This window comes from Sphingomonas sp. Xoc002 (assembly GCF_050408055.1).
Classification (GTDB): domain Bacteria; phylum Pseudomonadota; class Alphaproteobacteria; order Sphingomonadales; family Sphingomonadaceae; genus Sphingomonas; species Sphingomonas yabuuchiae.
Window position 1 is genome coordinate 661,853 of record NZ_CP191175.1, and the last position, 24,089, is coordinate 685,941.

Here is a 24,089-nt window from a genome sequence, read left to right on the forward strand (position 1 = left end):
GTCCTGAACCCACAAATGGCCAGGTACATCAAACGCAACGGGCGACCATCGCCCCCGCTCGAGGCTGGTACACCACCTCCCGAAATGCCGCCCCGCACCCCCTTCCACCGCCCCGAAATTGCGCATCTTTCCCCGCTTGCGCACGTTTCACAAAAGTGACACTCTCAAGTCACAAAAGTGAAACATAGGAGACGGGATATGCGTGGATTGTTTTCGGTGTTGCTTGTGGCGGCGGCGGGCATGGCGGCCCCGGCCATGGCCCAGGATTCGTGGCCGCAGCGCACGGGGTTTCAGGAAATTGCGGCGGGCAATTTTACTGCCGCGGAGCGGACGCTTCTTGAGGAACGTCGCACCGATCCGAACAGTCCGGAGCTGATGCTCAACCTGGCTGCGGTCTATGCCAAGACCGGCCGCGCGGCCGACGCGCGCGCGCTGTATGACGCGGTGCTGCAGGAAAAGGCCATCGCGATGGATATGCCGTCGGGCGCGATCCTGTCGTCGCACACCGTGGCCCGCACGGGTCTGCGCCATCTGCCGCAGACGATCGCCGCGCGGTAGATCGACAAGGGCAAGTCCGGATGCCGAGGCGTCTGGACATGCCCGACCGGCGGGGCGCGGACCGATGGGATACCGCGCCAGCCCGCCTCTTACCGGATTTTCGTCGGCGAACTGAAAGGAACCACCTTCGGGCGGTTCACGCTGTCACAGCCGAGGCAGCGTCACCCCGCGCTGGCCCATATATTTGCCCGCCCGGTCGGCATAGCTGGTCTCGCAGGGCTCGTTGCCCTTCAGGAACAGGAACTGGCAGGCGCCCTCATTGGCGTAGATCTTGGCAGGCAGCGGCGTGGTGTTGGAAAATTCCAGCGTCACATGGCCTTCCCAACCCGGCTCCAGCGGCGTGACGTTCACGATGATCCCACACCGCGCATAGGTCGACTTGCCGAGGCAGATGACCAGCACGTCGCGCGGCACCCGGAAATATTCGACCGTCCGCGCCAGTGCGAAGCTGTTGGGCGGGATGATGCAGCAGTCGGTCTTGCGGTCGACAAAGCTGTTCGACGCAAAGTCCTTGGGGTCGACGACCGCGCTGTCGACATTGGTGAAGATCTTGAACTCGTCCGCCACCCGCGCATCATAGCCATAGGACGACAGGCCATAGCTGATGCAGCCGTCGCGACGCTGGCTCTCGACGAAGGGTTCGATCATGCCTTGGGTCTGCGCGGCTTCGCGAATCCAGCGGTCGGACAGGATCGACATCTTCATTTCCTTCAGGTTTGGCCGCTCATCGCCGGATCGCGGGGGGAGGGCAAGCGGCAACCGCCAAAAAGGGGCTTGCGGTTGACGCAACGTCAAGCGGTACGGTGCGGTGCATGACCACCATGCTCGACATCACCGAGATTGCCCGTGCGACCGGGCTGAGCAGCCGGGCGCTGCGCTTTTACGAGGCGCGCGGGCTGATCCGGCCGCTGCGCAGCGAGGGCGGGCGGCGGGTTTTCGGCGCGGGCGAGTTGGAGCGGCTGCACGCCATCGTCGCGCTGAAACGCGCAGGCTTCACGCTGGCGGCGATCGGGCAGATGCTCGACCGGCCGAGCGCGGCGCTGGGGCCGATGATCGCGGCCCAGGCAAAGGCGGTGGACGCCGAACGTCGGACGCTGGCCGAGACCGCCGCGCTTCTGACCTCCATCCAGTCCCGCATCGATGCCGGCGAGCGCATCGACGTCGCGACGCTGTGCTCGCTGATACGAAAAGGGAATGCCATGACGACGACGCAGTGGAAGTCGGTGGTCGACCGCCATTTCACCGAGGAGGAACAGGCGCATTGGGCGACGCGGATGGAGGCACTCGGCCCCGACTTCGACCAAAAGGCCTATCAGGCGCGCTGGGCCGATCTGGGCCAGCGGATCGCGGCGGCCCTGCCGATGGACCCGGACTCGGAGGCAGCACGGGGCTTTGTGCGCGAATGGTTTACGCTGCTGGCGCCGTTCCGCGCGGTGGCGTCACCGGAGATGTGGGCGGGCGCGACTCGGCTGCACGAGAATCGCGCGGATTGGGATGGACAGGCCGATCCCGGCTTTTCGGCCGATGTGTGGCAGTTCATTCAGGCCGCCGGTGCGGCGATGCGGGCGCGGGGCGAAGAGCCGGGGGGCTGAGGCGGTTTGTTCACGCGAAGCCGCGGCGCCGCAAAGAAGGATGATGTTCGCGCGGAGGCGCGGAGACGCGGAGGGGAGCGTATCCGATCGTAAGCGATGGCGGGTCATCGTCGGGGTGCGGGAGACTGAAACTCTTCTTCTCCGCGCCTCCGCGTCTCCGCGCGAAAAAATCTTCGCGTCTTCGCGCCTTCGCGTGAGAAATCAGCCATTGCACCAAGCTATGTGCTCGCGCGAAGCCGCCTGGTTTCAACATTGGTTCGCGCAGAGGCGCGGAGGACGCAGAGAGGGAGCGCGAAGTTACTGGCGATGCGCAGCTATCGCTGGAAAACAGAGGAACTCCAAACTTGCTCTCTGCGCCTCTGCGCGAACAAGATATCCGCGCCTTCGCGAGAATTCAGCCGATCCCCAGATCCGCCGGGCCGAACGCGTCGGGAAGCAGTTCCGACAAACGATAGGTCCGCACTGCGTCGCCCTCGGCCGCGCCGCAATGGACGGGCAAGTCGCGGCCGCCCATCTGCGCGGCTTCGTTGATGACCTGGCGACAACGGCCACAGGGACTGACCGGGGTGGTGCCGGTCGGCGCACCGTCAGCGTCCATCGCGCCGCCGATCACGCCGACCGCGACGATCTCGCGCAGACGCCCCGCCGCCGAGGCGGTGGCGATCGCGACGGTCTCGGCGCAGAGCGACAGGCCGTAGCTGGCATTTTCGAAATTGGCGCCCGTGATGATCGAGCCGTCCTGCATCAGCAACGCGGCGCCGACCGCGAAGCGGCTATAGGGCGCATGGGCGTTGCGCGCGGCGTCGCGGGCGGCCGTGATGAGGGCGTGAGGATCGATGGCATTCATGGCGTGACGACGTCCCAGTTGACGGGGCCTTCCACCCCCTCGACCCGGCGGAAATCGCTGGCACGCCACATGCGCCAGGGGCGCGCGGCATAATCGGGCTTGAACAGATTGCCGATCGCCCAGACCGGACGGTCGAGCGCGGTGGTGATGTCATATTCGCGCTCGAACGGTTTGGACACGCGCAGTATCACGGGCTTTCGCGTATGCGTCTCGACCATCGACACGAAGCGGGTCAGGTCGGCGACCAGCTGCGCGCGCTCGGGCCGGGCGGCGCAGTCGTCGTGAAAGGACAGGTCGATCGCGGTGGGCAGAGCGTCGCCCGCGCGCGGCACGAAGATGTTGAAGGCGTCCGCCTGCGCCGCGGCAGGCTGGCACAGCGAATAGATATGAACCGCGCCGCGCCGCATCCCCGCCTCGGGCAGGGCGTCCCAATTGCCCTCGAACGACGGATCGCGCCGGTCGGTGCCCGAAGTGGCGACCAGATAGGCGAAGTCTGCGCCGTTCGCGCGCAGCGTGCGCCATTCGACGGCGGGCGGGTTCTCGGGCAGGTCGATGCCCTGGAGCGCATAACGCTCGGTCGGCGGCTGCCAATGGGTGGCCCAGTGCCGCCCGCCCGCGCTGATCGCGCCAAGGGCCAGCAGGCCCGCGCCGATTTTCCAGAGAATCGCCATCAGTTGCGGATATGCAGGACGCAGAGCAGCGTGAACAGACGGCGCGCGGTGTCGAAATCCACCTCGATCTTGCCGGTCAGCCGCTCCTTCAGCATCTGCGCGGCGTCGTTATGGATGCCGCGCCGGGCCATATCGATCGTCTCGATCTGTTGCGGCGTGGCGGCGCGGATCGCCTGGTAATAGCTGTCGCAGATCGCGAAATAGTCCTTGATCGGCCGCCGGAAGCGCCCGAGCGCCAGCACCAGGGTCTCGATATGCGTGCCGTCCTCGCGGTGCATATGGATGCCGAGTCGCCCTTCTTCCGACTCCAGCTTGATGCGATAGGGCCCGGCATAGCCGTCCGCCTGGGGCCGTTGCGGCGCGAAGTAATTTTCCTCGATCAGGTCGAAAATCGCGATCCGCCGTTCCTGCTCGACATCGGCCGAGCGCCAGCCCAGGCTGCGCTCGTCGAGATCGATGGATATGATCCGGGGATCGGCCATGGGACGGGGATAGTCGCGAAGCGCGTGCGCCGCAAATCCCCCGCTGATCGACGCAATGCGTTTTGCTCCGACGCCACTCCGCGCTAACGCCGACGAAATGGCCACCCTCGCATTCCAGAACCCCGCTGCCGCCACCGAGCCGCAGCAGCTTCCCCGCAATATCGAGGCGGAGGCCGCGCTGCTGGGCGCGATGATGATCGACAACCGGCTGGCCGACGATCTGGTCGACCGGCTGGACCCGGAGCATTTCTTCGAGCCCGTCCATGGCCGCGTATTCTCGGCGATCAAGAATCTGCGCGCCACCGACATGCTGGCGACGCCGGTCACGCTGCGCCCGATGTTCGAGGCGGACGAAGGGATGAAGGCGCTGGGCGGTCCGTCCTATCTGGCGCAGCTGACGGGTTCCGGCGCGGGCCTGATCGGTGCGCGGCAGTTCGCGACGCAGATTTACGACCTGGCGATGCTGCGCGCGCTGGTGACGGTGGGGCGGACGCTGGTCGACCGGGCGATGGATACCTCCGAAGAGGTGAACCCGCGCGCGCAGATCGAGCTGGCCGAGAACGAGCTGTTCAAGGTCGCGGCGGACGGCGGCTCCGAAAATGCAGTCAAGAGCTTCTCCCAGGCCACCACCATGGCGGTCAAGAATGCCGAGCGCGCACTCAATTCGGGCGGCCATGTCTCGGGCATCACCACGGGTCTGGACTCGGTCAACGCCAAGATCGGCGGTATGCACCGTTCCGACTTGATGATCCTGGCGGGCCGTCCGGGCATGGGCAAGACCTCGCTGGCGACCAACATCGCGTTCAACGCGGCGCGCCGCTGGATGCGCGACATGCAGGACGGCATCCCGCCCTCCGAGTCGGTCGGCGCCAAGGTCGCGTTCTTCAGCCTCGAAATGTCGGCCGACCAGCTGGCGACGCGTATCCTGGCCGAGCAGTCGGGGATCAGCTCCGAAGCGCTGCGCATGGGCAAGATCAGCCGCAACGAGTTCGCCCAACTCGCCGCCGCCGCCGCCGAACTGGAGCAGTTGCCGCTGTTCATCGACGATACCGGCGGCCTGACCATCTCGGCGCTGCACACCCGTGTCCGGCGTTTGCAACGGCGGCTGAACAACGAGCTCGGTCTGGTCGTGGTCGACTATCTCCAGCTGCTGACCGGCTCGGGCAAGTCGTCCGAGGGCAACCGCGTGCAGGAAATCTCGGAGATTTCGCGCGGGCTGAAGACGCTGGCTAAGGACATGAATGTGCCGGTGCTGGCGCTGTCGCAGCTGTCCCGTGCGGTCGAGCAGCGCGAAGACAAGCGCCCGATGCTGTCCGACCTTCGCGAATCGGGCTCGATCGAGCAGGACGCCGACATGGTCTGGTTCGTGTTCCGCGAAGACTATTACATGATGCAGCGCGAGCCCAAGCGTCCGATGGAAGGCGATGACGGCAAGGTCTTCGAGGACCACGCGAAGTGGGCGACAGAGGTGGAGCGGGTGTATGGCCTGGCCGAACTGATCGTCGCCAAGCAGCGTCACGGTGCGACCGGCAAGGTCGTGATGAAGTTCGACCCGACGATCACGCGGTTCACGGATTTCGCGGGGTATTGAGGCCCACCGGGTTCGATGGGACCGGTCGGGACCGCGCCTCATCAAATAGGTTAGACTCCACCCATAATCTTATCGCATGTTTCCCCGCAGGCGAAGGGAGGTCTGGCCGTGGGCGATGGGCTGCAATCGGCGATCGACGGTGCTTATGCGGCCGCGCTCGACGAAAGTCTGTGGGGTGACTGGACATGGCAGACCGCACGGATGCTCGGCGGGGTCTGCGGCACCTTTCATGTGGTCGATGCGACGGGACGTATTCGGCATCAGCAGATACGGCATGAGGATCCGTCACGGATCGAACGGTATATCGCTGACGGCATCGCCCGCCTCGACCCGCAAGCCGCTTATGCGGCAAGCCGGCGCCAGGCCCATGTCTATGTAGACACCGATCATGCCGACCGGGACGATCCGGCCACCCGGGAGTATTTCGCGTGGCAGTCGTCGAATGGCGGGCTGCAGCATTATCTGACTGTCACGGTGCCACTTGACGGGGCGCGGATCTTCGCTGGTCTGTCCGTGCACCGGCATGTCGATGACGGCCCGACAACGGGCGTATCGCGTCGGCGGTTGGAAAGGTTGTTGCCGGACATCCGACGCGCGCTCGAACTGTCTTTCCTCCACGCCGAAAAAATGACCAGCGCCTATTGGGATGGGCTTCTTTCCCAGCGAACCGAACCCTGCCTGTTGCTGGGCGAGCGCGGGCATGTCCTGCGGATGACCGCCGAGATGGAGGCCGTGTTCGCACAAGGGGACGGGTTGCGCTGCTTGCGCGGGCGGCTGAGCGGCGGCAGCGGTGTCGCCGACGCGGCGATCGGGTGATTCATCGGTCTGCTGACCATGGGAGCGGGGGCGCCCGACGCATGTCGCGTCGATCGACCATCCGGCAAGCCGGCCTATGTCCTCACCGGCTATCCTTTGGCGGGCCGAGCGCGCCTCCTGGCTCCGGCAGAGGCGGTCGCGATGGTTACCGTCGTCGATCCCGCCACCATGCCGCCCTCACTCGCTCGTCGATGGCAACGCGCCTATGGTTTGACCCCGCGGGAGATGGAATTGGCCGAACGGATGGTCGCGGGACAATCCCTGGAAACAGCTGCCGATCATCTCGCCATCACCAAGGGGACGGCGCGGGTTCATCTGCGTCAGCTATTCGCCAAGACCGATTTGAATCGACAAGCCGAACTCATCCGGCTTCTTGCCCGCATCGGGAACTGACGGCTTTTTTCGAGGTCAGGACGCAACCGGCTGGTGGATGCCGCATTCGACCTTGTCGAAGCCGCGCCAGCGACCGGCGCGGGGGTCTTCGCCGGGCTTGACCTTGCTGGTGCAGGGCGCACAACCGATCGAGAGATAGCCTTCGACCTCCAGCGGATGACGGGGCAGGTTATGGGCCGCGAAATAGTCGTCCAAGGCCGCCTTGTCCCAGTCCGCCAGCGGGTTGAGCTTCAACCGGCCATTCTCGACCTCGAAGCGGGGCAGGGCGCGGCGGGTGCCCGCCTGAAAACCCTTGCGACCCGAAATCCACGCCTCGAACGGAGCAAGGCCGCGCGCCAGCGGCTCGACCTTGCGCAGGTCGCAACAGCCATCGGGGTCGTACCCGTGGCGGATGCCCTCCGGGTCCCTGGCGGCCAACAGCGTGGCGTCGGGCTGGATGACGCGGACGTCCAGCAGGCCCAGCCGATCGACCAGTGTGTCGCGATAGGCGAGCGTTTCGGGAAACATCTTCAGCGTGTCGGTAAAGACCACCGGCGTCGCGCGATCGGCGCTTGCGACCATATGCAGCAGCACGGCGGACTCGGTGCCGAAGGACGACACCGCCGCGATCTGTCCGTGCAATTCCCCGGTCAGCAGGACGCGCAGCATCTCCGGCGCAGGCAGGCCCGCGAACCGCGCCTCGTAAGCTGCGGCGTCTTCCGCCGTGTACGCGGGACGAACGTCGATCCGGTCGAGTGCACGCTCAGCCATGGCGTAGCTTCCACACCGGCACGCGGGCGTCGGCGGCCTTCTGATAGGGCTGGGGGTACAGCGCCAGCAGCTTGGTCAGCGTCGCCGCATCGACCGGCTTTTCCGGCGCGAAACTGTCGAACCCGCAGCGGCGCATATGCGGGATCTGGTCGACCAGCACGTCGCCCGCCGCACGCAACTCGCCCTCGAACCCCGCCTCGCGCAGGATGCGCGCCGCCGAATAGCCGCGTCCGTCGCGGAAGGTCGGGAAGCTGATCTCGACCAGCGCGATCTGTCCCAGATGCTCCAGCAGCTCGCGCGCATCGTCGCCCGCCTCCAGCCGGACGGCGGTGGCATTGGTCTGGCCCAGAAAGGCATCCAGCGTCACCGCCGGTTCGTCATGCACCACATCGTCGCGGAAACGCAGCAGCGTCTCGCCCGCATTCGTGTTCACGGTGATGGGATCAACCATAGATCGCTTCCTTGAACGGCTGCATGCCGACGCGGCGATAGGTGTCGAGGAAGCGCTCGCCGCCCTCGCGCAGCTCGACATAGCGGTCGGTCACGCGCTCGATCGCGTCGACCACGCCGTCCTCGTCGAAGCCGGGGCCGGTGATCTTGCCGAGCGAGACGTCCTCCGCCCCCGATCCGCCGAGCAGCAGCTGGTAATTCTCGGTGCCCTTCTTATCGACGCCCAATATGCCGATATGCCCGGCATGATGATGGCCGCAGGCGTTGATGCAGCCCGAGATCTTCAGCTTCAACTCGCCCAGCTCGCGCTGTCGCCCGGCGAAACGCTCGCCGATCTTCTGCGCCAGCGGGATGGAGCGGGCATTGGCCAGGCTGCAATAATCCAGGCCCGGGCAGGCGATGATGTCCGAGATCAGGTCGAGATTCGCCTCGGCCAGCCCGGCGTCGCGAAGTGCGGTCCATATGGCGTACAGGTCGGCCTTGCGGACATGCGGCAGGACGATGTTCTGGGCGTGGGTGACGCGCAGCTCGTCATGGCCGTAACGCTCCGCCAGGTCGGCCATCAGGTCGATCTGGTCGGCCGAGGCGTCGCCGGGGATGCCGCCGATCGGCTTCAGGCTGATCGTGACGATGGCATGGCCCGGCTGCTTGTGTGCCGCGACATTCTGGTCGAGCCAAACCGCGAAATCGGGGTCGGAGCGATCGACCGTGTCGGGCGCATCGCTGGCGAAGTCGGGTCCCGCGAACATCGCGGTGATCCGCTCCAGCTCGGCGAGCGGCGGGTCGATGCCGAGGTCGCGAATGGCGGCGAACTCCGCCTCCACCTGCTCGCGATAGGCATCGACGCCGATCTCGTGAAGCAGGATCTTGATCCGTGCCTTGTAGATATTATCGCGGCGGCCATAGCGGTTATAGACGCGCAGGCACGCCTCGAGATAGCTCATCAGATGGTCTGCGGTGATGAAGTCCTTCACCTCATGCGCGATCATCGGGGTGCGACCCATGCCGCCGCCGACGAAGATTTTCGCGCCGAGCACCCCGTCCCGCTCCAGTAGCTGGATACCGATATCGTGCAGCCGCATCGCCGCGCGATCCTCGTCCGCCGCGATCACCGCGATCTTGAACTTGCGCGGCAGGTAGGTGAACTCGGGGTGGAAGGTCGACCATTGCCGCAGCAGCTCGGCCCAGGGGCGCGGGTCGGCGACCTCGTCGGCGGCCGCCCCGGCGAACTGATCCGACGAGATGTTGCGGATGCAATTGCCCGAGGTCTGGATGGCGTGCATCTGCACCGTCGCCAGCTCGGCCAGGATGTCGGGCGCATCGGCCAGCTTGATCCAGTTATACTGGATGTTCTGGCGCGTGGTGAAATGGCCGTAACCGCGATCGTACTTGCGTGCGATATGGCCCAGCATCCGCATCTGGCGGCTGTCCAGCGTGCCATAGGGCACCGCGACGCGCAGCATATAGGCGTGCAACTGGAGATAGAGGCCGTTCATCAGCCGGAGCGGCTTGAACTGATCCTCGGTCAGTGCGCCCGACAGGCGGCGTTCCACCTGGTCGCGAAATTCCTCGACACGGGCATCGACGATGCTCTGGTCATATTCGTCATAGCGATACATGGCGGTTCTCTCAGATAACCCAGGCGCCGGCATCCGCATCGGCGGGCTTCAGCGTCAGGTCGGGGCGCACCGTGGGGCCGAGCGCGCGGATACGGTCCTTGATATGGGCGGGGCGGGGGCCCTGTTCGGTCGCCTCGGCATCGATGAGATAGGGGACGTTGACCCGGCGCGCGCCTTCCTCGGCGCGAAGGATCGCCTCGCCTTGTCCGCCGACATCGACCGCGTCCTCGATATGACGCGACCAGTCGCGCCCCGTCCACCACACCACATCGCCGGTGCCCAAGTCATTGCCCGTCAACAGCTTCATGCGCCCATTCCTTCCGCCACGCGGGCCCAACGCGCGAGCTTGTCTTCGGCATCCGACAGGGTCACGACTTCGCCGACGACGATGATCGCCGGGCTCTGCACCGCCTCGCGCTCGACCATCGCGCCGAGATCGGCGAGCAAAGTGCGGATGGCACGGTGGCCCTCCAGCGTGCCGCGCTCCAGCACCGCGACGGGCATGTCGGGGGCGACGCCGTCGGCCATCAGCTTGTCGGCGATACCGTTGGCGGTCGCCACGCCCATATAGATGACGAGCGTGCGGCCCTGGCCCGCCAGGCCCGACCAGTCCTGATCGGTCAGCCCCTTGCACTGGCCTGCGACGAAGGACACGGCCGAGCTATGGTCGCGGTGGGTCAGCGGCAGCATCGCCTCCGCCGCGCAACCGAGCGCCGCCGACACGCCGGGGATCACCTCGACCGGCAGGCCGGCGGCACGCACCGTCTCCACCTCTTCGCCGCCGCGCCCGAAGATGAACGGGTCGCCGCCCTTCAGCCGCACGACGATCGCACCCGTCTTCACATGCGCGACGATCAGCGCGTTGATCGCGTCCTGCGACAGCGTATGCCGCGCGCGCCGCTTGGCCACCGAGATGCGCTGGGCCTGCGGCGGCGCGAGGTCGAGGACGCGGGGATCGATCAGCCCGTCATGCACGACGACATCGGCGGTCTTCAACGCCTCGACCGCGCGCACGGTCAACAGGCCCGGATCGCCGGGGCCTGCACCAACCAGGATCACGCGGCCACGCGCGGTGGGATCGAGAAGACTAGCCATGCTCCACAGATGATCCCCCCGGACGCCATCCACAACCGAGCGATGCTTGGGGCGGGGGTAGATCAGCTTCGCCATGCTGCGTTGCATATAGTATATAATATTGCATTTTGCTCGGAGTTATGATGGGATGCCCCTAGGGACACAAAATTCGGGGAATAGGGGCGATGTTGAAATCATCGAATCGCAATTGGGCGGTCGGCGCATCATTGGTGGCGTTCATGTGGGCGGGTGTCGCGTCTGCTCAGGTGGCGACGGAAGCAACGGCGGAACCGGGGCAGGATGATGTTCCAGCGGTCACCGGCGTGATGGCCTCGACCGACAAGATCGACGCCAAGCAGGAAAAGGCCGATCCCGGCGACGTGATCGTCACGGGCACACGCATCGTCCGCCCCAACATGACCAGCAATGCGCCGATCACGACGATCGACGCGACCTATCTGAAGGAGCGGGGCCTGGCGCGCGTCGAGGACGCCCTGGCGCAGCTGCCGCAGATCACGCCGATGCTGGGCCTTCAAGGATCGTCCTGGACCTCAGGTGCGGCGCCTGTCGGGCTGCGTAATCTGGGTGCGGGCCGGACGCTGACGCTGCTTAACGGGCAGCGTATGGACAATGACGTCAATATCGTCCCCGGCGCGCTGATCGAGCGTATCGACATCATGACCGGGGGCGCCTCGGCGGTATATGGCTCGGACGCGATTGCGGGCGTTGTGAACTTCATCGTCAAGCGCAAGTTCAACGGCATCGCCTTCGACGGCGAAGTCAGCGGTTTCAATCACAACAACAACAGTCCGCTGCTTGCCAAGGCGGCGCAGGATGCAGGCTATACGTATCCGCGTGGCAGCTATCTGGGTGGCGGCAATTACTATGCTTCGGTGGCGGCCGGACATTCGTTTCTGGACGACAAGTTGAACATCAGCGCTTTCGCAACCTATAAGCGAGCGGACCCGATCCAATTCCGCAACCTCGACACCACCAACTGCCCTCTGCTTATGTTCGACCCGAACAATGTCGCGGCGGGCAACACCAAGTGGACGTGCAACGGCACGACTTACAACCCGTACAGCTATTTCGGTGTCAACAATCAGGACCTGAGCAACGCGCGGGACGGGTCGCGGACGTTCCGCCCCTATGACAGTAACGACGAGCAGCGCATTCAGCGGGTCGACTCGGTCCAGCGTCGCAATGAGCAGATGAATGCCGGCGGATTCCTGAGCGCCGACTTGCCCGCCGGAATGCGGTTGAACGGCAGCTTCCTCTATACCAGTATCGTCGAACGAGGTGCCAATTCGCTGGACGGCGGCATCTGGACATCGGCCGCTCCGATCAACTGCGACAACCCCTTTTTAGGTCAACAGCAGGCACAGGCAATCTGCGGCGCAGCAGCGGGTACGACGGCGCTGAGCGCTCCGATCGCTGCATGGCTCTTCCGTCCGGGCATGATCCAGAATTTCCGCAACACCACGTCGGACTGGCGCGGGTCGTTGAACCTGTCGGGCATGATCGTCGACAAGATCCGCTTCGAGCTGAGCTATCAGCAGACCCGTAACATTATGCGGGGCTATTCGGATCACATGTGGCTGCCCGACCAGGAACAGCGCCTGGCGCGCGGGCTGCAGGTCCGCAACGTGAATGGTGTGCCGACCTGCCTGTCCAAGATCGACGGCTCGGACCCGTTCTGCCAGCCGGTCGATGCCTTCTCATCCAATGTCTCGATCAGCGATGCGGCCTACGGATATCTGACCGCAGACGGCAGCCGCCGCCAGCAGAACGATCTTCAGGTCATCAACGGCATCGTGTCGGGCACGCTGGAAGACTATGGCCTAAAGAGTCCGTTCGCGGAAAATGGGATCGGTTTTGCGATTACCGGCGAGTATCGCAAATATCGTAACCAATCGAAGGGGGTGGGCGCCTGGTCGACCTTCACGACCTTCGACGGCCGGACCACGGTCCGCGAAATCGGCGGCGAGATCGACATTCCGCTGGTCGAGAACAAGCCGTTCTTCAAGGAACTCAGCGTCAATGGCGGCTATCGGATTTCCGATTACGACATTTACGAGAAGCTGATTCACAGCTGGAAGGCGGAGGCGAGCTGGTCGCCGTTCGACGGCATCCGGTTCCGCGGCAGCTATAATCGTGCGGTCCGCGTCGGCGTCCAGCAACGACTGGAGGGCGAGAACCGCTATCCGAACACCCTGATGCTCGACCTTTGCGCGCCGCCGCGCGCCGCCAGCAACGGGCAGGAGGCCCAGCGTTACACCTTCGACCAGTGTTCGATCGGCATGACGCGGGCGCAATATGATGCACTGTCCAGCTATACCGGTTGCGACACCAACGGCTTCTGCCCGACGACGCTGGTCAATGGCGGCAACCCCGATCTTCAGCCCGAGCGGTCGCGCAGCAAGACGCTGGGTGTCGTATTCCAGCCGCGCTTCATCCCCGGCCTGACGGCATCGGTCGACTGGTACGACATCAACATCCAGGGCGCGTTCGAATGGACCCGCATCGGCATGGCGTTCAACCAATGCTATGACAACAAGGTCCAGTTCTTCTGCAACCTGTACCAGCGCGATCCGCAGACCGGCCGCCTGTTGGTCGCCGATGCGCGCTACAACAATTCGGGTTATACCGCGACGCGTGGCATCGACTTCAGCACCAATTACGCCCTCGATCCCAAGCGCTTCGGGCTGAAAGAGAATATCGGCACCTTCGGCCTGAACTTCAACGGCACGCTGACCACCAAGTTCGAGCGTCAGTTCGCGCCGAACAACACGCCCTGGTCGTGCCTGGGTTATTTCGGCTTTGCCTGCGCCGATCCGATGCCGCGCTGGCGGCATGTCGCGGGCGTCAACTGGCAGCTTCCCTGGATCAAGGGCGGCCTGGGCTTCACATGGCGCTATATCGCTGGCACCGACAACTCGAAACTTTCGAGCAACCCGATCCTGAAGGCGGCACCGGGCCAGACCTATCCGCTGGCCAACCGTATCCCGGCCTACAGCTATTTCGATTTCAACACCAATATCACGCTGGTGAAGGGGATCGACGTGCGCTTCAACGTCCAGAACCTGTTCGACAAGGACCCGCCGCTGATCGGCTTCGATACCAGCTATGGCATCGGGCAGAACTTCAACACATTCCCGACCTATTATACGGTTCGGGGACGTACGATGCGGGTCGGCATCTCCGCCCGCTTCTGACCGATGCGATGGCCCGGAACCCAGGTTCCGGGCCTTTTCCCTATCAGCGCAGGCCGATCGGGATCGTGGCGGCGGCGCTGTCGCTTTCGGCGCTGGCGACCGGATAGGCGCAGTAATCGGCGGCGTAATAGGCGCTGGGGCGGTGGTTGCCCGACCAGCCGATGCCGCCGAACGGGGCGCTGGAGGCCGCGCCGTTGGTCGGGCGGTTCCAGTTGACGATCCCGGCACGGATGCCGGTCCAGAAGGCGTCGTACCGCTCGCGCGAGGGCGAGATCAGCGAGGCGGACAGGCCGTAACGGGTGGCGTTGGCCTGCGCGATGGCGTCTGCGAAGTCGGATGCGCGGGAGACTTGCAGGACAGGGCCGAACAGCTCGTCGTCGGGACGCTCGGCGACGGTGCCGACGTCGAGGATGGCGGGGGTCAGAAGCGGCCGGTTGGGCGAGATGCGCTCCAGCGGGCGGATGGTCTTCGCGCCGCTCCCCACCAGTTCCTCGACCCGCGTGAGCAGATGGTCCGCTGCGTCATTGTCGATCACCGGCCCCATGAAGGGCGCGGGCTCGTCATGCGGCGCGCCGAGGATCAGCCGGTCGACCAGCCGGGTCAGCGCCGTCATCAGCGGATCGAACAGCCGGTCCTCGACGATCAGCCGTCGCCCGGCGGTGCAGCGTTGTCCGGCGGTGGTATAGGCCGACTGGACGATCAGCGCGGCGGCGGCGTCGAGGTCGGGATCGTCCCAGACGATGATCGGGTTGTTGCCGCCCATCTCCAACGCCAGGATTTTCTCCGGCCGCTCGGCGAACTGACGGTTGAGCGCCAGGCCCGTGCGCGCCGAACCGGTGAACAGCAGCCCGTCGATCTGCTCATGGCCCGCCAGCGCCCGGCCCTGATCCGGTCCGCCGATCAGCAGCCGCACGACCCCATCGGGCACCCCCGCCGCATGATAGCATTCGACCAGGAACGCGCCCGTCGCGGGTGTCTTTTCCGATGGTTTGAACACCACCGCATTGCCCGCCAGCAGGGCTGGCACGATATGGCCGTTGGGCAGATGGGCGGGGAAATTATACGGCCCCAGCACCGCCAGCACGCCATGCGGCCGGTGACGCAGCGCCATGCGCCCGCCGCCCGGCTGCTCGGTGAAACGCTCGCCCGCGCGCTCGGCTTGCGCGGTGATCGAGATCGCGACCTTGGCGATCACGGTGTCGACCTCGGTCCTCGCTTCCCAGAGCGGCTTGCCCGTCTCGCGCGCGATCAGGTCGGCAAAGGCGTCGGCGCGGCCCCGCACGATTTCGGCAAAGCGGCGCAGCGTCTCGATCCGCCCGGCCAGTGGCGTCGTCGCCCAACCGGCCCATGCCGCCCTGGCGGTAGCGACCTCCGTACTGGCATCGCCGATGGGAAGCTCGGCGATCAGCGCACCGGTCGCGGGTTCATAGGTCGATAGCGTTTCGATCGTGCGCGGTGATGACATGGCATGGATCCAGGCAAGCCCCTCTCCTTCAGGGGAGGGGTTGGGGTGGGGCCTCTCCACCGATGCCAGGTCTGGGGCGGGCGCCCCACCCCCGGCCCCTCCCCCGAAAGGGAAGGGGGAGTCAGGCCCTTGTGATGCGATGCTAGGCCGCCGCAACCGGGTCGGCAAGCGCCCGGCCCATGGCACGCACCCGCGCGACCTTGTCGTGGAGCAGGGTCCAGTCGTCATGCTCGGCGATCGGGGCCCAGATCGACTCGACCTCTTCGATCAGCATCGACTCGGGCTCGCCCTGCCAATAGGCATCGTCGCGCAGGCGGCGTGGGGCATAGGGCTCGATCAGGTCGCGGAGCGCGTTCCACGTCTCGTCGTAATGATCCGGCACCTGTCCGCCGAACAGATCGAAATAGGCGCGGTCTAGGCTCGCCTGGCTGTCCCGCAGCGCGCGTTCGAAAGTCTGGACGAGCGCGCGGTCCTCGGTGCCGCCGCGCGGGGTCAGCCCCAGCCGCCAGAGGATCGCGGTCACGATCTCTTGCTGATAGGTCGTGGCAAAGCCCTCCAGCGCGGCGATCAGCGGCTCGCTCTCGGCAATCAGGCGCAGGCTGGAGGCGAGCTGCATCACGTCCCACTGGATCGCCTCGGGCTGGCGGGCGAGCGCGTAGAGGCCGCTATGGTCGAAATAGGCGGCAGTGAACTCGGGATCCCAGGTGGGGGCGAACCGCCAGGGGCCATAGTCGAAGCTCTCGCCGGTCACGTTGATATTGTCGGAATTGAGCACGCCATGGACGAACCCGGCGGCCATGTAACGCGCCGCCAGCGTCGCGGTCCGCTGCGCCACCAGGGTCAGCAGCCGGACGGGATCGTCCGAGTCCTCGCCGTAGAAATGCTTGAGGACATAAGCGACCAGCCGCTGCATTCCCGCTTCGTCGCGTTCGAAGGCCAGCCGCTGGAAACTGCCGATACGGATATGGCCATGGCTCATCCGCACCATCACTGCCGAGCGGGTGGGGGAGGGCTCGTCACCCCGGTGCAACGCCTCGCCCGTCTCGATGATCGACAGCGTGCGCGAGGTGGGGACGTTCAGCGCCTCCAGCATCTCGGTCGCCAGGATTTCGCGCACGCCGCCCTTCAGCGTCAGGCGGCCGTCGCCGGAGCGGCTGTACGGCGTCTGCCCTGACCCCTTGGTGCCGAGTTCGAGCAACCGGCCATCGCGGGCCGTCATCTGCGCGAAGGTGAAGCCGCGTCCGTCGCCCAGGTCCGAATTGTAATGGCGGAACTGATGCCCGTGATAGCGCATCGCGAAGGGCCCCGGCAGCGTGTCGGGCAAGGGCTGGAACCGGCCGAGATGCGCGGTCCATTCCGCATCGGTCAGCGTCTCCAGCCCGATCTCCGCCGCCGCCCGGTCGTTGCGGAAGCGGATGATCGTCTGCGGGAAATCGGCGGGCGCGACGGGATCGGCGATGAAATCGGCGATCTCGGTCAGGGCGGTCGAAGGGCGATAGGCTTGCGGGGATACGGGCATGCCGCGATATGGAGGCGGCACCGGAGGACCTTCAAGCATGATCCCTCATGAGAATCGATATTGGTGGTCGAAGGACGGCCTGCGGCTCCATGCACGGGATTATCCGGGGGACGATACGCTGCCCCCGGTCATCTGCCTGCCCGGCCTGACGCGCAATGCCCGCGATTTCGAGGGGCTGGCCGAGGCGCTGGACGGCCGCGCGCGGGTCATCGCGGTCAGCTTCCGGGGGCGGGGCGAGAGTGCCTATGCCAAGGATCCGATGAGCTATGTGCCGCTGACATACGTGCAGGATGTCGAGGCGATGCTGGACGAGTTCGGCATCGGCCGCTTCGTCGCGGTCGGCACCTCGCTGGGCGGGATCGTGACGATGGTGCTGGCGGCGACCGCGCGCGGGCGGCTGGCGGGCGCGGTGCTCAACGATATCGGGCCGGAGATCGAGGCGGCGGGGCTGGGGCGTATCCGCGGTTATGTCGGCAAGGGGCAGAGCTTTCCCACCTGGCTGCACGCCGCGCGCTGCGTCCAGGAGAATAACGAGGACGTCTATCCCGGCTGGGGCGTCGAGGACTGGCTGGCCATGGCCAAGCGCACGCATCGCCTGACTAGCACAGGGCGGATCGTGCTCGATTACGACCTGAAGATCGCCGAGCCGTTCCGCGTACCCAATACCGAGGGCGGGCCGGACATGTGGGCCGCGCTGGACGCGCTCAACGGCGTGCCGACGCTGGTGGTGCGCGGCGAGCGGTCGGATATCCTGAGCGCCAGCGTCGCCGAGCGGATGGTAGAGCGCCTGTCGCCGTCCGAACTGGTGACGGTGCCGGGTGTCGGCCACACGCCGCTGCTGACCGAGCCCGAGGCGCTGGCGGGGATCGGCCGCTTGCTCGACAAGATTGCGGAATAGGCCGATACTCGTCCTCCCCTGCAAGGGGAGGTGTCGCGCGAAGCGTGACGGAGGGGTATCCCCGGTCGCGAGCGATCCCCAACATCTCCAACCGTGACACCCCTCCGTCAGGCCTTCGGCCTGCCACCTCCCCTTGCAGGGGAGGAAAATGGCGCGGGCGGTTTTCATGTGGCCCGCCGCCCGCTAATCCGGCGGGCATGGCCCGTCCGCTGAACATCCTGCATCTCCACTCCTCCTTCTCGCTGGGCGGCAAGGAGGCGCGGGCGGTCGCGTTGATGAACGCCTTCGGCGATGCCGCCAGGCACACCATCGTCTCGGGACTGCCCGACGAACTGGGCGCGCGCGATGCCATCGCCAAGGGCATCCGCTACGAGATCGCGCAGGATGCGCCGCCGCTGACCGGCAAGCCCTCGGTCAAGCGGTACGAGGCGATTGCGGGCTATATGCGCCGCTTCGACCTGGTGCTGACGTATAATTGGGGTGCGATCGACGGGGTGATGGCACGCCGCGTCTATTCCAAGGGCGCGCCGCCGCTGGTCCATCACGAGGACGGTTTCAATGCCGACGAGGCGCGGGGCCTCAAGATCGAGCGCAACATCTATCGCCGCATCGCCCTGTCGGCGGCGGACGCGCTGGCGGTGCCGAGCCATATTCTGGAGGGCATCGCACGCCAGACTTGGAAACAGCCTGCCGAGCGCGTGCATCGCATCCCCAACGGCATCGACACCCGGCTCTATGCCCGCGATCCCGATCCCAAGGGCATTCCCGGTTTCGTCCGCCAGCCCAAGGAGATCGTCGTCGGCGCGCTGGCGGGGCTTCGGACGGTCAAGAATCTGCCGATGCTGGTCCGCGCGATGGGCGGCATACCCAACCGCTTCCGGCTGGTGATCGTCGGCGAAGGGCCGGAACGGGCGAACATCATGCAGGCCGCCGCCGCCATGGGCATCGCCGACCGGCTGGTGATGCCGGGCTTCCTGGAGCGGCCGTACAACTACATCCGCCACTTCGACATCGTCGCCTTGTCGTCGCTGTCGGAACAGGCGCCGATCTCGGTGCTGGAGGGGATGGCGGCGGGCCTGCCCGTCGCCTCGCTGCCGGTGGGCGACGTGCCGATGATGGTGTCCGAGCCCAATCGCCAGTTCATCGCCGACGCCCCCAATGAGGTGCGCCTGCGCGACGTGATCCAGGCGCTGATCACGCATCCCGAGTTGCGCGCCCAGGCGGGGGCGGCCAATCAGGCACGGGTGCGTGCCGAGTTCGACCAGGCACAGATGGTCGCGCGCTACAAGGCGCTCTACGAACAGGTGCTCGGACGACCCGGCGCGCTCGGCTGAATGTCGTGGCGGAACCCGGCACGAAGGGGTGCCGTTAATTCCCCTCGCATAGCGATCCTAACACGCTATATGAAACCCTTTCGGACCAGTAAGGTGAAGACGTGTTCAAAGGCCTAAGCCCCATCCTGTACAACGGCCGCGAGGTTTGGCCGCTGATCGAAGGCGGGAAGGGCGTTGCTGCGACCAATCACGCTTCTGCCGGTGCCTGGGCGGCGGCGGGCGGCGTCGGCACCGTGTCGGCGGTGAACGCGGACAGCTATGACGCCGAGGGCAAGATCATTCCCCAGATTTACCGCGCGCTGACCCGGCGCGAGCGGCATGAGGAACTGATCGAATACGCCATTGAGGGTGCGGTCCAGCAGGTGAAGCGCGCCTGGGACATTGCCGGTGGCAAGGGCGCGATCAACATCAACGTGCTGTGGGAAATGGGCGGCGCGCAGCGGGTGCTGGAAGGCGTGCTGGCGCGCACCAAGGGTCTGGTCGCGGGCGTCACCTGCGGTGCGGGTATGCCCTATAAGCTGTCGGAGATCGCGGCGCATCACCAGGTCAGCTATCTGCCGATCGTCTCCTCGGGCCGCGCGTTCCGCGCCTTGTGGAAGCGCGCCTATTCCAAGGCGTCGGAATGGCTGGCGGCGGTGGTCTATGAGGATCCCTGGCTCGCCGGTGGCCATAACGGCCTGTCCAACGCCGAGGACCCGTTGCAGCCGCAGGACCCCTATCCGCGTGTGAAAGCGCTGCGCGACACGATGCGCGAGGGCGGTATCTCGGACGAAGTGCCGATCGTGATGGCGGGCGGCGTCTGGTATCTTCGCGACTGGAACGACTGGATCGACAATCCCGAACTCGGCAAGATTGCCTTCCAGTTCGGTACGCGCCCCCTGCTGACCCAGGAAAGCCCGATCCCCGAAGAGTGGAAGCAGCGGCTGATGACGATCGAGGAGGGCGATGTCCTTCTCCACCGCTTCTCGCCGACCGGCTTCTATTCCAGCGCGGTGCGCAATCCCTTCCTGCGCGGCCTGGAGGCGCGTTCGGAGCGCCAGATCGCCTTCTCGACCCAGGAAGCGGGCGACCATGTCTTCCAGCTCGACGTGGGCGTGAAGGGCAAGAATTTCTGGGTGACGAAGGGCGACCTGCTCCGCGCGCGCGAATGGTTCGGCGCGGGCTTCACCATGGCGCTGAAGACGCCCGACAACACGCTGGTGTTCGTGAGCCCGGAAGAGGCCAAGGAAATCCGCAAGGATCAGGCCGACTGCATGGGCTGCCTGTCGCAGTGCCTGTTCTCCAGCTGGGCGGACAGCGAAACCAACTCGACCGGCCGTCTGGCCGACCCGCGCAGCTTCTGCATTCAGAAGACGCTGCAGGAGATCGCGCATGGCGGCGATGTCGAACAGAATCTGATGTTCGCCGGGCACGCAGCCTATAACTTCAAGCGTGACCCCTTCTACTCGAACGGGTTCGTGCCGACCGTGAAGCAACTGGTCGACCGCATCCTGACCGGAGACTGATCCATCATGATGACGCCGGAACTCTGCGCGACGTTGCACAGCGTCGCAGGGGCGATGGCGTCCTTCCCCGATGGCTGGTGGATCATCGGCAGCGCGGCGCTGACGCTGCATGGTATCGATGCCGGTCCGGTCGACGATGTCGATCTGCTGATCGAGGCCGGGCTGGCCGATGCGGTGTTCGATCGGCTGGGTATCGTGCCGATCGTCTTGCCGCCTGATCCGCTGTTCCGCTCGACGGCTTTCGCATGCTGGGAGGCTGCGCCGGTTCCGGTCGAGGTGATGGCCGGTCTCGATGTCGCCGTCGCCGGAGGCTGGCAGCGTGTCGAACCCCGCACGCGTCAGCGGATCATGAAATCCGATGGGCCGTTGTTCGTGCCCGAGCAGCAGGAATTGCTCGCGCTGTTTCGCCTTTTCGGGCGGCCCCAGGATGCGCCGCGTATCCGGGCACTGATGGCGGAAGCGGCGGGGAAGGCCGCCGCTCCCGCACGATAGATTAGTCGGCGACGGTCCCGACGACCGCGCCCGCCGTGCCACCGACCGCCGCGCCACGCTCGACACTGCCGCCCGTCGCCGCCGCCACGCCTGCGCCGCCCGCACCACCGATGGCGGCCCCCTTCAGCGTCGAACAGGCCGAGATCGACATCGCCGCGGCTGCCAGGGTGAAGGTAATTGCCAGCTTTTTCATGGTGGTAGCTCCCGTTGAATGACAGGAGGGGAATGCAATCCCGCAGCAACGGTTCCGCATTGCAACAATTTGACATGGATCAAAGGCGCTCTTTCCAGCAGCCTGTCACCATCATCGAGCGCGAGGTTGATCCGGTCCATGGGCTGTGTCAGTCGCACGTCATGCAACCAGATATCCGCGCGATCATCGCCGCTTCGTCCCATGCGCTCGTGACCGGCCGGAAGGTGGCCGGGCTTTATGACCAGACGCAGGACCGGCACCGCCGCATCGCGGCGGAGGCTCGGGGCGAGCATCTGCAGGGCCTGGACGGCGACCGGAACGTGAAGTTCGGCGGCACGCTTCCCGAACTGCGCGAAACCGGAACGGGTGCCGCAATCTATATGGAAATCGCCGACGATACGACGAAGGGCTTCGACCGCAGCAGCGCGGGCCACTTCACCTGCCGGATCGAGGATCAGGTCGTCCAGCTTTACGATCACGCCGACAGCGCATGGTTCACCTTCGTCGTGCAGGCCGCCGAATAATCGCGCTGAGTCCGGGGTTTGGGGAGAACGAAATAGAACTAGTTCATTCTTCCCTCTCCCCTGGACAGGGGAGAGGGTTAGCGGAGCTTGCCAGCGTGCTGGCTAGCGCAGCTTGGGTGAGGGGTTGAGCGAACCTTCAGGTTCGCGCGCTCTTCGAGCGCTTCACCCCTCACCCAGCTCCGACTAGGCCTTTGCTTTCGCAAAGACCAAGTCTGCGCAACCCTCTCCCCTCAGAGAGGGGCGAGGGGGGACTGGCACCTCCGATGCCGATCGCGTCTATAGCCATCCCTCCAGCACCTGATCCGGCGGGCGATGGCCATCGGCCCAGCTGCGGATATTGGCGATGACCTTTTCGGCCGAGGCGACGCGGCCCTCCAATGTGGCCGAGCCCATATGCGGGGTCAGCACGACATTGGGGAGGGCGAGCAGGCGCGGGTCGATCTCGGGTTCGTGGCGCCACACGTCCAGCCCTGCCCCGGCCAGTTGCCCCTTCTCCAGCGCCTCGACCAGCGCGTCCTCGTCAACGATCCCGCCGCGACTGGCGTTGATGAGATAGACGTGGGCACGCATCAGCGCGATGCGGCGGCGATCGATCAGGTCGTGGCTGTCGGCGTTGAGCGGTGTGTGGATCGACACGATGTCCACCGCGCCCAGCATCGCGTCGAGATCGTCGTGCCAGGTCGCGCCCAATTCCTGCTCCACGCTGGCGGGCAGGCGGCGGCGGTTGTGGTAATGGATGGACAGGCCGAAGGCGCGGGCACGCCGTGCGACCGCCTGGCCGATCCGCCCCATGCCGACGATGCCCAGCGCCTTGCCGCCGATCCGGTGGCCCAGCATACCGCCGGGGCTCCAGCCCTTCCACGCGCCCGAACGGACCAGCTTTTCCCCTTCGGGCAGGCGGCGCGGCACCGACAGGATCAGCGCCATCGTCATGTCGGCGGTGTCCTCGGTCAGCACGCCGGGCGTGTTGGTGACGATGATGCCGCGCGCGCGCGCCGCCTTCAGGTCGATATGGTTCACACCCGCGCCGAAATTGGCGATCAGCTTCAGGCGCGGTCCGGCATTCGCGATCAGGTCGGCATCGATCGGATCGGTGACGGTCGGGACCAGCACGTCGCAATCGGCCATGGCGGCGGCCAGTTGCTCGCGGCTGAGCTTTTCGTCGCCCTGGTTGAGCTGTGTCTCGAACAGCGCGGCCATCCGCTCCATCACGGGATCGGGCAGTTCGCGGGTGACGACCACCCTGGGGTTCAGGCAGCGGCGTGGATCGACCATGACCATCGGATTGCGGCAAGCCCGCGGGTCCGTCAACCGGCGATCGCGCGCCCGAACATGGTTGAAGCGGCCCCCCGGCTCGGCGTAGAGCAACGCGCAGGCGGGCAAGTAAAGGTACGGATGATGCGCAGGTCCATGGCCGGGCTGGCTGTTTTGGCGGCGACGCTGGCGAGCGGAATGCTGGCGGTGGGGCCGCTTGCCCCGGTGGCGAAGGCCGCGACCGAGAAGCGGGCATTGCCCTATTATGGGTCGATCGGCGCGTCGGTGGCGCGGATGCGGACCGGCCCGGCGCGTACCTATCCCGCCAGCTGGAATTACCGCCGCGCCGACCTGCCCGTGAAGGTCGTCGCCGTGTTCAAGGAATGGCGCAAGGTCCAGGATCCGGACGGCACGGAGGGCTGGATGCTCGCCGTCCTGCTGCGCAACACGCGCACCGCCATCGTGCGCGGCACCGAGCCGCTGCCGATGCGCTCGGCCCCGGATGAGGGCGCCAAGACATTGTGGCGCGCGGCACCCGGCGTGGTCGGGCGGATCAGCGAGTGTAACGGCGGCTGGTGCCGGTTCGACGTGAAGGGGCAGGCGGGGTTCGTGCCGGTGGGCTCGATCTGGGGCGTCGAGCCGGGTGAGGTTCTACCGTAAGGCCCGTCGCTCACGTCCTGGCACGCCCCTCCCGCAGGCGGGAGGGGATGGGGGAGGGCTGGGCCGCAGGCGATGGTCTCGGTGAGACTCCGTGCCCTCCCCCGACCCATCCCGCCTGCGGGAGGGGAGAAACGTCGTGGCACTACCTGGCTTTTAGGGCTGCGCGTCGCGCCGTGGCAGTTGTAAG

Annotated in this window: 25 protein-coding genes; 12 read left to right on the forward strand and 13 right to left on the reverse strand. The window is 66.0% G+C overall.

Annotated elements, in window-relative coordinates; all coding sequences use genetic code 11:
• The first annotated feature begins 198 nt into the window (after positions 1-198).
• The gene (locus ACQR50_RS03255; protein WP_428969764.1) at positions 199-558 is read left to right on the forward strand and encodes a tetratricopeptide repeat protein; all 360 of its coding nucleotides are present in this window, start codon (positions 199-201) and stop codon (positions 556-558) included.
• A gap of 144 nt (positions 559-702) precedes the next feature.
• On the opposite strand, the gene dcd is transcribed toward ACQR50_RS03255, so the two are convergent.
• The gene (gene dcd, locus ACQR50_RS03260; protein ID WP_042486309.1) at positions 703-1,257 is read right to left on the reverse strand and encodes a dCTP deaminase; all 555 of its coding nucleotides are present in this window, start codon (positions 1,255-1,257) and stop codon (positions 703-705) included.
• A 113-nt stretch (positions 1,258-1,370) separates the two neighbouring features.
• Here dcd and ACQR50_RS03265 point away from each other — a divergent pair, with 113 nt between their 5' ends.
• Positions 1,371-2,150: a MerR family transcriptional regulator gene (locus ACQR50_RS03265; protein WP_428969765.1), complete on the forward strand. Its 780-nt coding sequence runs from the start codon at positions 1,371-1,373 to the stop codon at positions 2,148-2,150.
• Between the two features lie 394 nt (positions 2,151-2,544).
• Here ACQR50_RS03265 and ACQR50_RS03270 read toward each other — a convergent pair whose 3' ends face one another.
• From ACQR50_RS03270 to ACQR50_RS03280, 3 genes are read right to left on the reverse strand one after another with little or no spacing between them, the layout of a single operon-like run.
• Positions 2,545-2,997: a cytidine deaminase gene (locus ACQR50_RS03270; RefSeq protein WP_428969766.1), complete on the reverse strand. Its 453-nt coding sequence runs from the start codon at positions 2,995-2,997 to the stop codon at positions 2,545-2,547.
• Complete coding sequence (locus ACQR50_RS03275; protein ID WP_428969767.1) at positions 2,994-3,668, reverse strand: GH25 family lysozyme; 675 nt, start codon at positions 3,666-3,668, stop codon at positions 2,994-2,996. The genes ACQR50_RS03270 and ACQR50_RS03275 overlap by 4 nt, the downstream gene beginning before the upstream one ends.
• A complete protein-coding gene (locus tag ACQR50_RS03280) occupies positions 3,668-4,150 on the reverse strand; it encodes a UPF0262 family protein (RefSeq protein ID WP_056430331.1) in 483 nt (160 codons plus the stop codon). Before ACQR50_RS03280 ends, ACQR50_RS03275 begins: the two co-directional genes overlap by 1 nt.
• Positions 4,151-4,247: 97 nt before the next feature.
• On the opposite strand from ACQR50_RS03280, the gene ACQR50_RS03285 reads away from it, so the two are divergent.
• From ACQR50_RS03285 to ACQR50_RS03295, 3 genes are all read left to right on the forward strand, one after another.
• Positions 4,248-5,741 carry a replicative DNA helicase gene (locus ACQR50_RS03285; RefSeq protein ID WP_056430330.1) on the forward strand — a complete coding sequence of 498 codons (1,494 nt, stop codon included), beginning with the start codon at positions 4,248-4,250 and terminating at the stop codon, positions 5,739-5,741.
• A gap of 108 nt (positions 5,742-5,849) precedes the next feature.
• The gene (locus ACQR50_RS03290; protein ID WP_428969768.1) at positions 5,850-6,557 is read left to right on the forward strand and encodes a hypothetical protein; all 708 of its coding nucleotides are present in this window, start codon (positions 5,850-5,852) and stop codon (positions 6,555-6,557) included.
• Between the two features lie 141 nt (positions 6,558-6,698).
• Entirely contained in the window at positions 6,699-6,950 is a 252-nt protein-coding gene (locus ACQR50_RS03295; RefSeq protein WP_428969769.1) for a helix-turn-helix transcriptional regulator, read from the forward strand.
• Positions 6,951-6,965: 15 nt separating this feature from the next.
• On the opposite strand, the gene ACQR50_RS03300 is transcribed toward ACQR50_RS03295, so the two are convergent.
• Genes ACQR50_RS03300 through cobA form a run of 5 tightly spaced genes read right to left on the reverse strand, consistent with a single transcriptional unit; the run spans position 6,966 to position 10,864 of the window.
• A complete protein-coding gene (locus ACQR50_RS03300) occupies positions 6,966-7,700 on the reverse strand; it encodes a phosphoadenylyl-sulfate reductase (RefSeq protein WP_428969770.1) in 735 nt (244 codons plus the stop codon).
• Positions 7,693-8,151 carry a DUF934 domain-containing protein gene (locus tag ACQR50_RS03305; protein ID WP_056430324.1) on the reverse strand — a complete coding sequence of 153 codons (459 nt, stop codon included), beginning with the start codon at positions 8,149-8,151 and terminating at the stop codon, positions 7,693-7,695. Before ACQR50_RS03305 ends, ACQR50_RS03300 begins: the two co-directional genes overlap by 8 nt.
• Complete coding sequence (locus ACQR50_RS03310; RefSeq protein ID WP_428969771.1) at positions 8,144-9,769, reverse strand: nitrite/sulfite reductase; 1,626 nt, start codon at positions 9,767-9,769, stop codon at positions 8,144-8,146. The genes ACQR50_RS03305 and ACQR50_RS03310 overlap by 8 nt, the downstream gene beginning before the upstream one ends.
• Positions 9,770-9,779: 10 nt before the next feature.
• On the reverse strand, positions 9,780-10,076 hold the full coding sequence (locus ACQR50_RS03315; RefSeq protein WP_056430319.1) for a DUF2849 domain-containing protein: 297 nt from the start codon (positions 10,074-10,076) through the stop codon (positions 9,780-9,782).
• Complete coding sequence (gene cobA, locus ACQR50_RS03320) at positions 10,073-10,864, reverse strand: uroporphyrinogen-III C-methyltransferase (protein ID WP_428970632.1); 792 nt, start codon at positions 10,862-10,864, stop codon at positions 10,073-10,075. The genes ACQR50_RS03315 and cobA overlap by 4 nt, the downstream gene beginning before the upstream one ends.
• Positions 10,865-11,028: 164 nt before the next feature.
• Here cobA and ACQR50_RS03325 point away from each other — a divergent pair, with 164 nt between their 5' ends.
• On the forward strand, positions 11,029-14,058 hold the full coding sequence (locus ACQR50_RS03325; protein WP_428969772.1) for a TonB-dependent receptor domain-containing protein: 3,030 nt from the start codon (positions 11,029-11,031) through the stop codon (positions 14,056-14,058).
• A gap of 43 nt (positions 14,059-14,101) precedes the next feature.
• On the opposite strand, the gene astD is transcribed toward ACQR50_RS03325, so the two are convergent.
• Both astD and ACQR50_RS03335 read right to left on the reverse strand, forming a co-directional pair.
• Complete coding sequence (astD, locus tag ACQR50_RS03330) at positions 14,102-15,523, reverse strand: succinylglutamate-semialdehyde dehydrogenase (RefSeq protein ID WP_428969773.1); 1,422 nt, start codon at positions 15,521-15,523, stop codon at positions 14,102-14,104.
• 142 nt (positions 15,524-15,665) lie between these two features.
• Positions 15,666-17,042 carry a protein adenylyltransferase SelO family protein gene (locus ACQR50_RS03335; RefSeq protein ID WP_428969774.1) on the reverse strand — a complete coding sequence of 459 codons (1,377 nt, stop codon included), beginning with the start codon at positions 17,040-17,042 and terminating at the stop codon, positions 15,666-15,668.
• A 37-nt stretch (positions 17,043-17,079) separates the two neighbouring features.
• Here ACQR50_RS03335 and ACQR50_RS03340 point away from each other — a divergent pair, with 37 nt between their 5' ends.
• From ACQR50_RS03340 to ACQR50_RS03355, 4 genes are all read left to right on the forward strand, one after another.
• A complete protein-coding gene (locus tag ACQR50_RS03340) occupies positions 17,080-17,940 on the forward strand; it encodes an alpha/beta fold hydrolase (protein WP_428969775.1) in 861 nt (286 codons plus the stop codon).
• A gap of 197 nt (positions 17,941-18,137) precedes the next feature.
• Positions 18,138-19,274 (forward strand): glycosyltransferase family 4 protein, encoded by a 1,137-nt coding sequence (locus tag ACQR50_RS03345; RefSeq protein WP_428969776.1) that lies wholly within the window; start codon positions 18,138-18,140, stop codon positions 19,272-19,274.
• A 101-nt stretch (positions 19,275-19,375) separates the two neighbouring features.
• Positions 19,376-20,779, forward strand: coding sequence for an NAD(P)H-dependent flavin oxidoreductase (locus ACQR50_RS03350; RefSeq protein ID WP_322539171.1), 1,404 nt, complete (start codon positions 19,376-19,378; stop codon positions 20,777-20,779).
• 6 nt (positions 20,780-20,785) lie between these two features.
• Complete coding sequence (locus ACQR50_RS03355; protein ID WP_428969777.1) at positions 20,786-21,271, forward strand: hypothetical protein; 486 nt, start codon at positions 20,786-20,788, stop codon at positions 21,269-21,271.
• A 1-nt stretch (position 21,272) separates the two neighbouring features.
• On the opposite strand, the gene ACQR50_RS03360 is transcribed toward ACQR50_RS03355, so the two are convergent.
• Complete coding sequence (locus ACQR50_RS03360) at positions 21,273-21,464, reverse strand: hypothetical protein (RefSeq protein WP_042486195.1); 192 nt, start codon at positions 21,462-21,464, stop codon at positions 21,273-21,275.
• A gap of 32 nt (positions 21,465-21,496) precedes the next feature.
• Between ACQR50_RS03360 and ACQR50_RS03365 the strand changes: the two genes are divergently transcribed.
• Complete coding sequence (locus ACQR50_RS03365) at positions 21,497-21,988, forward strand: hypothetical protein (protein WP_428969778.1); 492 nt, start codon at positions 21,497-21,499, stop codon at positions 21,986-21,988.
• A 276-nt stretch (positions 21,989-22,264) separates the two neighbouring features.
• On the opposite strand, the gene ACQR50_RS03370 is transcribed toward ACQR50_RS03365, so the two are convergent.
• Positions 22,265-23,263 carry a 2-hydroxyacid dehydrogenase gene (locus ACQR50_RS03370; RefSeq protein WP_428969779.1) on the reverse strand — a complete coding sequence of 333 codons (999 nt, stop codon included), beginning with the start codon at positions 23,261-23,263 and terminating at the stop codon, positions 22,265-22,267.
• 135 nt (positions 23,264-23,398) lie between these two features.
• Here ACQR50_RS03370 and ACQR50_RS03375 point away from each other — a divergent pair, with 135 nt between their 5' ends.
• On the forward strand, positions 23,399-23,902 hold the full coding sequence (locus ACQR50_RS03375; RefSeq protein WP_244955748.1) for an SH3 domain-containing protein: 504 nt from the start codon (positions 23,399-23,401) through the stop codon (positions 23,900-23,902).
• The last annotated feature ends 187 nt before the right edge of the window (positions 23,903-24,089 follow it).

Excerpts from the sequence above, each read along its gene's own strand:
- astD (WP_428969773.1), bottom strand. The coding sequence starts at position 15,523 with ATGTCATCACCGCGCACGATCGAAACGCTATCGACCTATGAACCCGCG.
- cobA (WP_428970632.1), bottom strand. The coding sequence starts at position 10,864 with ATGGCTAGTCTTCTCGATCCCACCGCGCGTGGCCGCGTGATCCTGGTT.
- dcd (WP_042486309.1), bottom strand. The coding sequence starts at position 1,257 with ATGTCGATCCTGTCCGACCGCTGGATTCGCGAAGCCGCGCAGACCCAA.
- ACQR50_RS03355 (WP_428969777.1), top strand. The coding sequence starts at position 20,786 with ATGATGACGCCGGAACTCTGCGCGACGTTGCACAGCGTCGCAGGGGCG.
- ACQR50_RS03335 (WP_428969774.1), bottom strand. The coding sequence starts at position 17,042 with ATGCCCGTATCCCCGCAAGCCTATCGCCCTTCGACCGCCCTGACCGAG.
- ACQR50_RS03370 (WP_428969779.1), bottom strand. The coding sequence starts at position 23,263 with ATGGTCGATCCACGCCGCTGCCTGAACCCCAGGGTGGTCGTCACCCGC.
- ACQR50_RS03285 (WP_056430330.1), top strand. The coding sequence starts at position 4,248 with ATGGCCACCCTCGCATTCCAGAACCCCGCTGCCGCCACCGAGCCGCAG.
- ACQR50_RS03295 (WP_428969769.1), top strand. The coding sequence starts at position 6,699 with ATGGTTACCGTCGTCGATCCCGCCACCATGCCGCCCTCACTCGCTCGT.
- ACQR50_RS03340 (WP_428969775.1), top strand. The coding sequence starts at position 17,080 with ATGATCCCTCATGAGAATCGATATTGGTGGTCGAAGGACGGCCTGCGG.
- ACQR50_RS03360 (WP_042486195.1), bottom strand. The coding sequence starts at position 21,464 with ATGAAAAAGCTGGCAATTACCTTCACCCTGGCAGCCGCGGCGATGTCG.
- ACQR50_RS03345 (WP_428969776.1), top strand. The coding sequence starts at position 18,138 with ATGGCCCGTCCGCTGAACATCCTGCATCTCCACTCCTCCTTCTCGCTG.
- ACQR50_RS03275 (WP_428969767.1), bottom strand. The coding sequence starts at position 3,668 with ATGGCGATTCTCTGGAAAATCGGCGCGGGCCTGCTGGCCCTTGGCGCG.
- ACQR50_RS03325 (WP_428969772.1), top strand. The coding sequence starts at position 11,029 with ATGTTGAAATCATCGAATCGCAATTGGGCGGTCGGCGCATCATTGGTG.
- ACQR50_RS03255 (WP_428969764.1), top strand. The coding sequence starts at position 199 with ATGCGTGGATTGTTTTCGGTGTTGCTTGTGGCGGCGGCGGGCATGGCG.
- ACQR50_RS03265 (WP_428969765.1), top strand. The coding sequence starts at position 1,371 with ATGACCACCATGCTCGACATCACCGAGATTGCCCGTGCGACCGGGCTG.
- ACQR50_RS03280 (WP_056430331.1), bottom strand. The coding sequence starts at position 4,150 with ATGGCCGATCCCCGGATCATATCCATCGATCTCGACGAGCGCAGCCTG.
- ACQR50_RS03315 (WP_056430319.1), bottom strand. The coding sequence starts at position 10,076 with ATGAAGCTGTTGACGGGCAATGACTTGGGCACCGGCGATGTGGTGTGG.
- ACQR50_RS03310 (WP_428969771.1), bottom strand. The coding sequence starts at position 9,769 with ATGTATCGCTATGACGAATATGACCAGAGCATCGTCGATGCCCGTGTC.
- ACQR50_RS03375 (WP_244955748.1), top strand. The coding sequence starts at position 23,399 with ATGGCCGGGCTGGCTGTTTTGGCGGCGACGCTGGCGAGCGGAATGCTG.
- ACQR50_RS03300 (WP_428969770.1), bottom strand. The coding sequence starts at position 7,700 with ATGGCTGAGCGTGCACTCGACCGGATCGACGTTCGTCCCGCGTACACG.
- ACQR50_RS03270 (WP_428969766.1), bottom strand. The coding sequence starts at position 2,997 with ATGAATGCCATCGATCCTCACGCCCTCATCACGGCCGCCCGCGACGCC.
- ACQR50_RS03365 (WP_428969778.1), top strand. The coding sequence starts at position 21,497 with ATGCAATCCCGCAGCAACGGTTCCGCATTGCAACAATTTGACATGGAT.
- ACQR50_RS03305 (WP_056430324.1), bottom strand. The coding sequence starts at position 8,151 with ATGGTTGATCCCATCACCGTGAACACGAATGCGGGCGAGACGCTGCTG.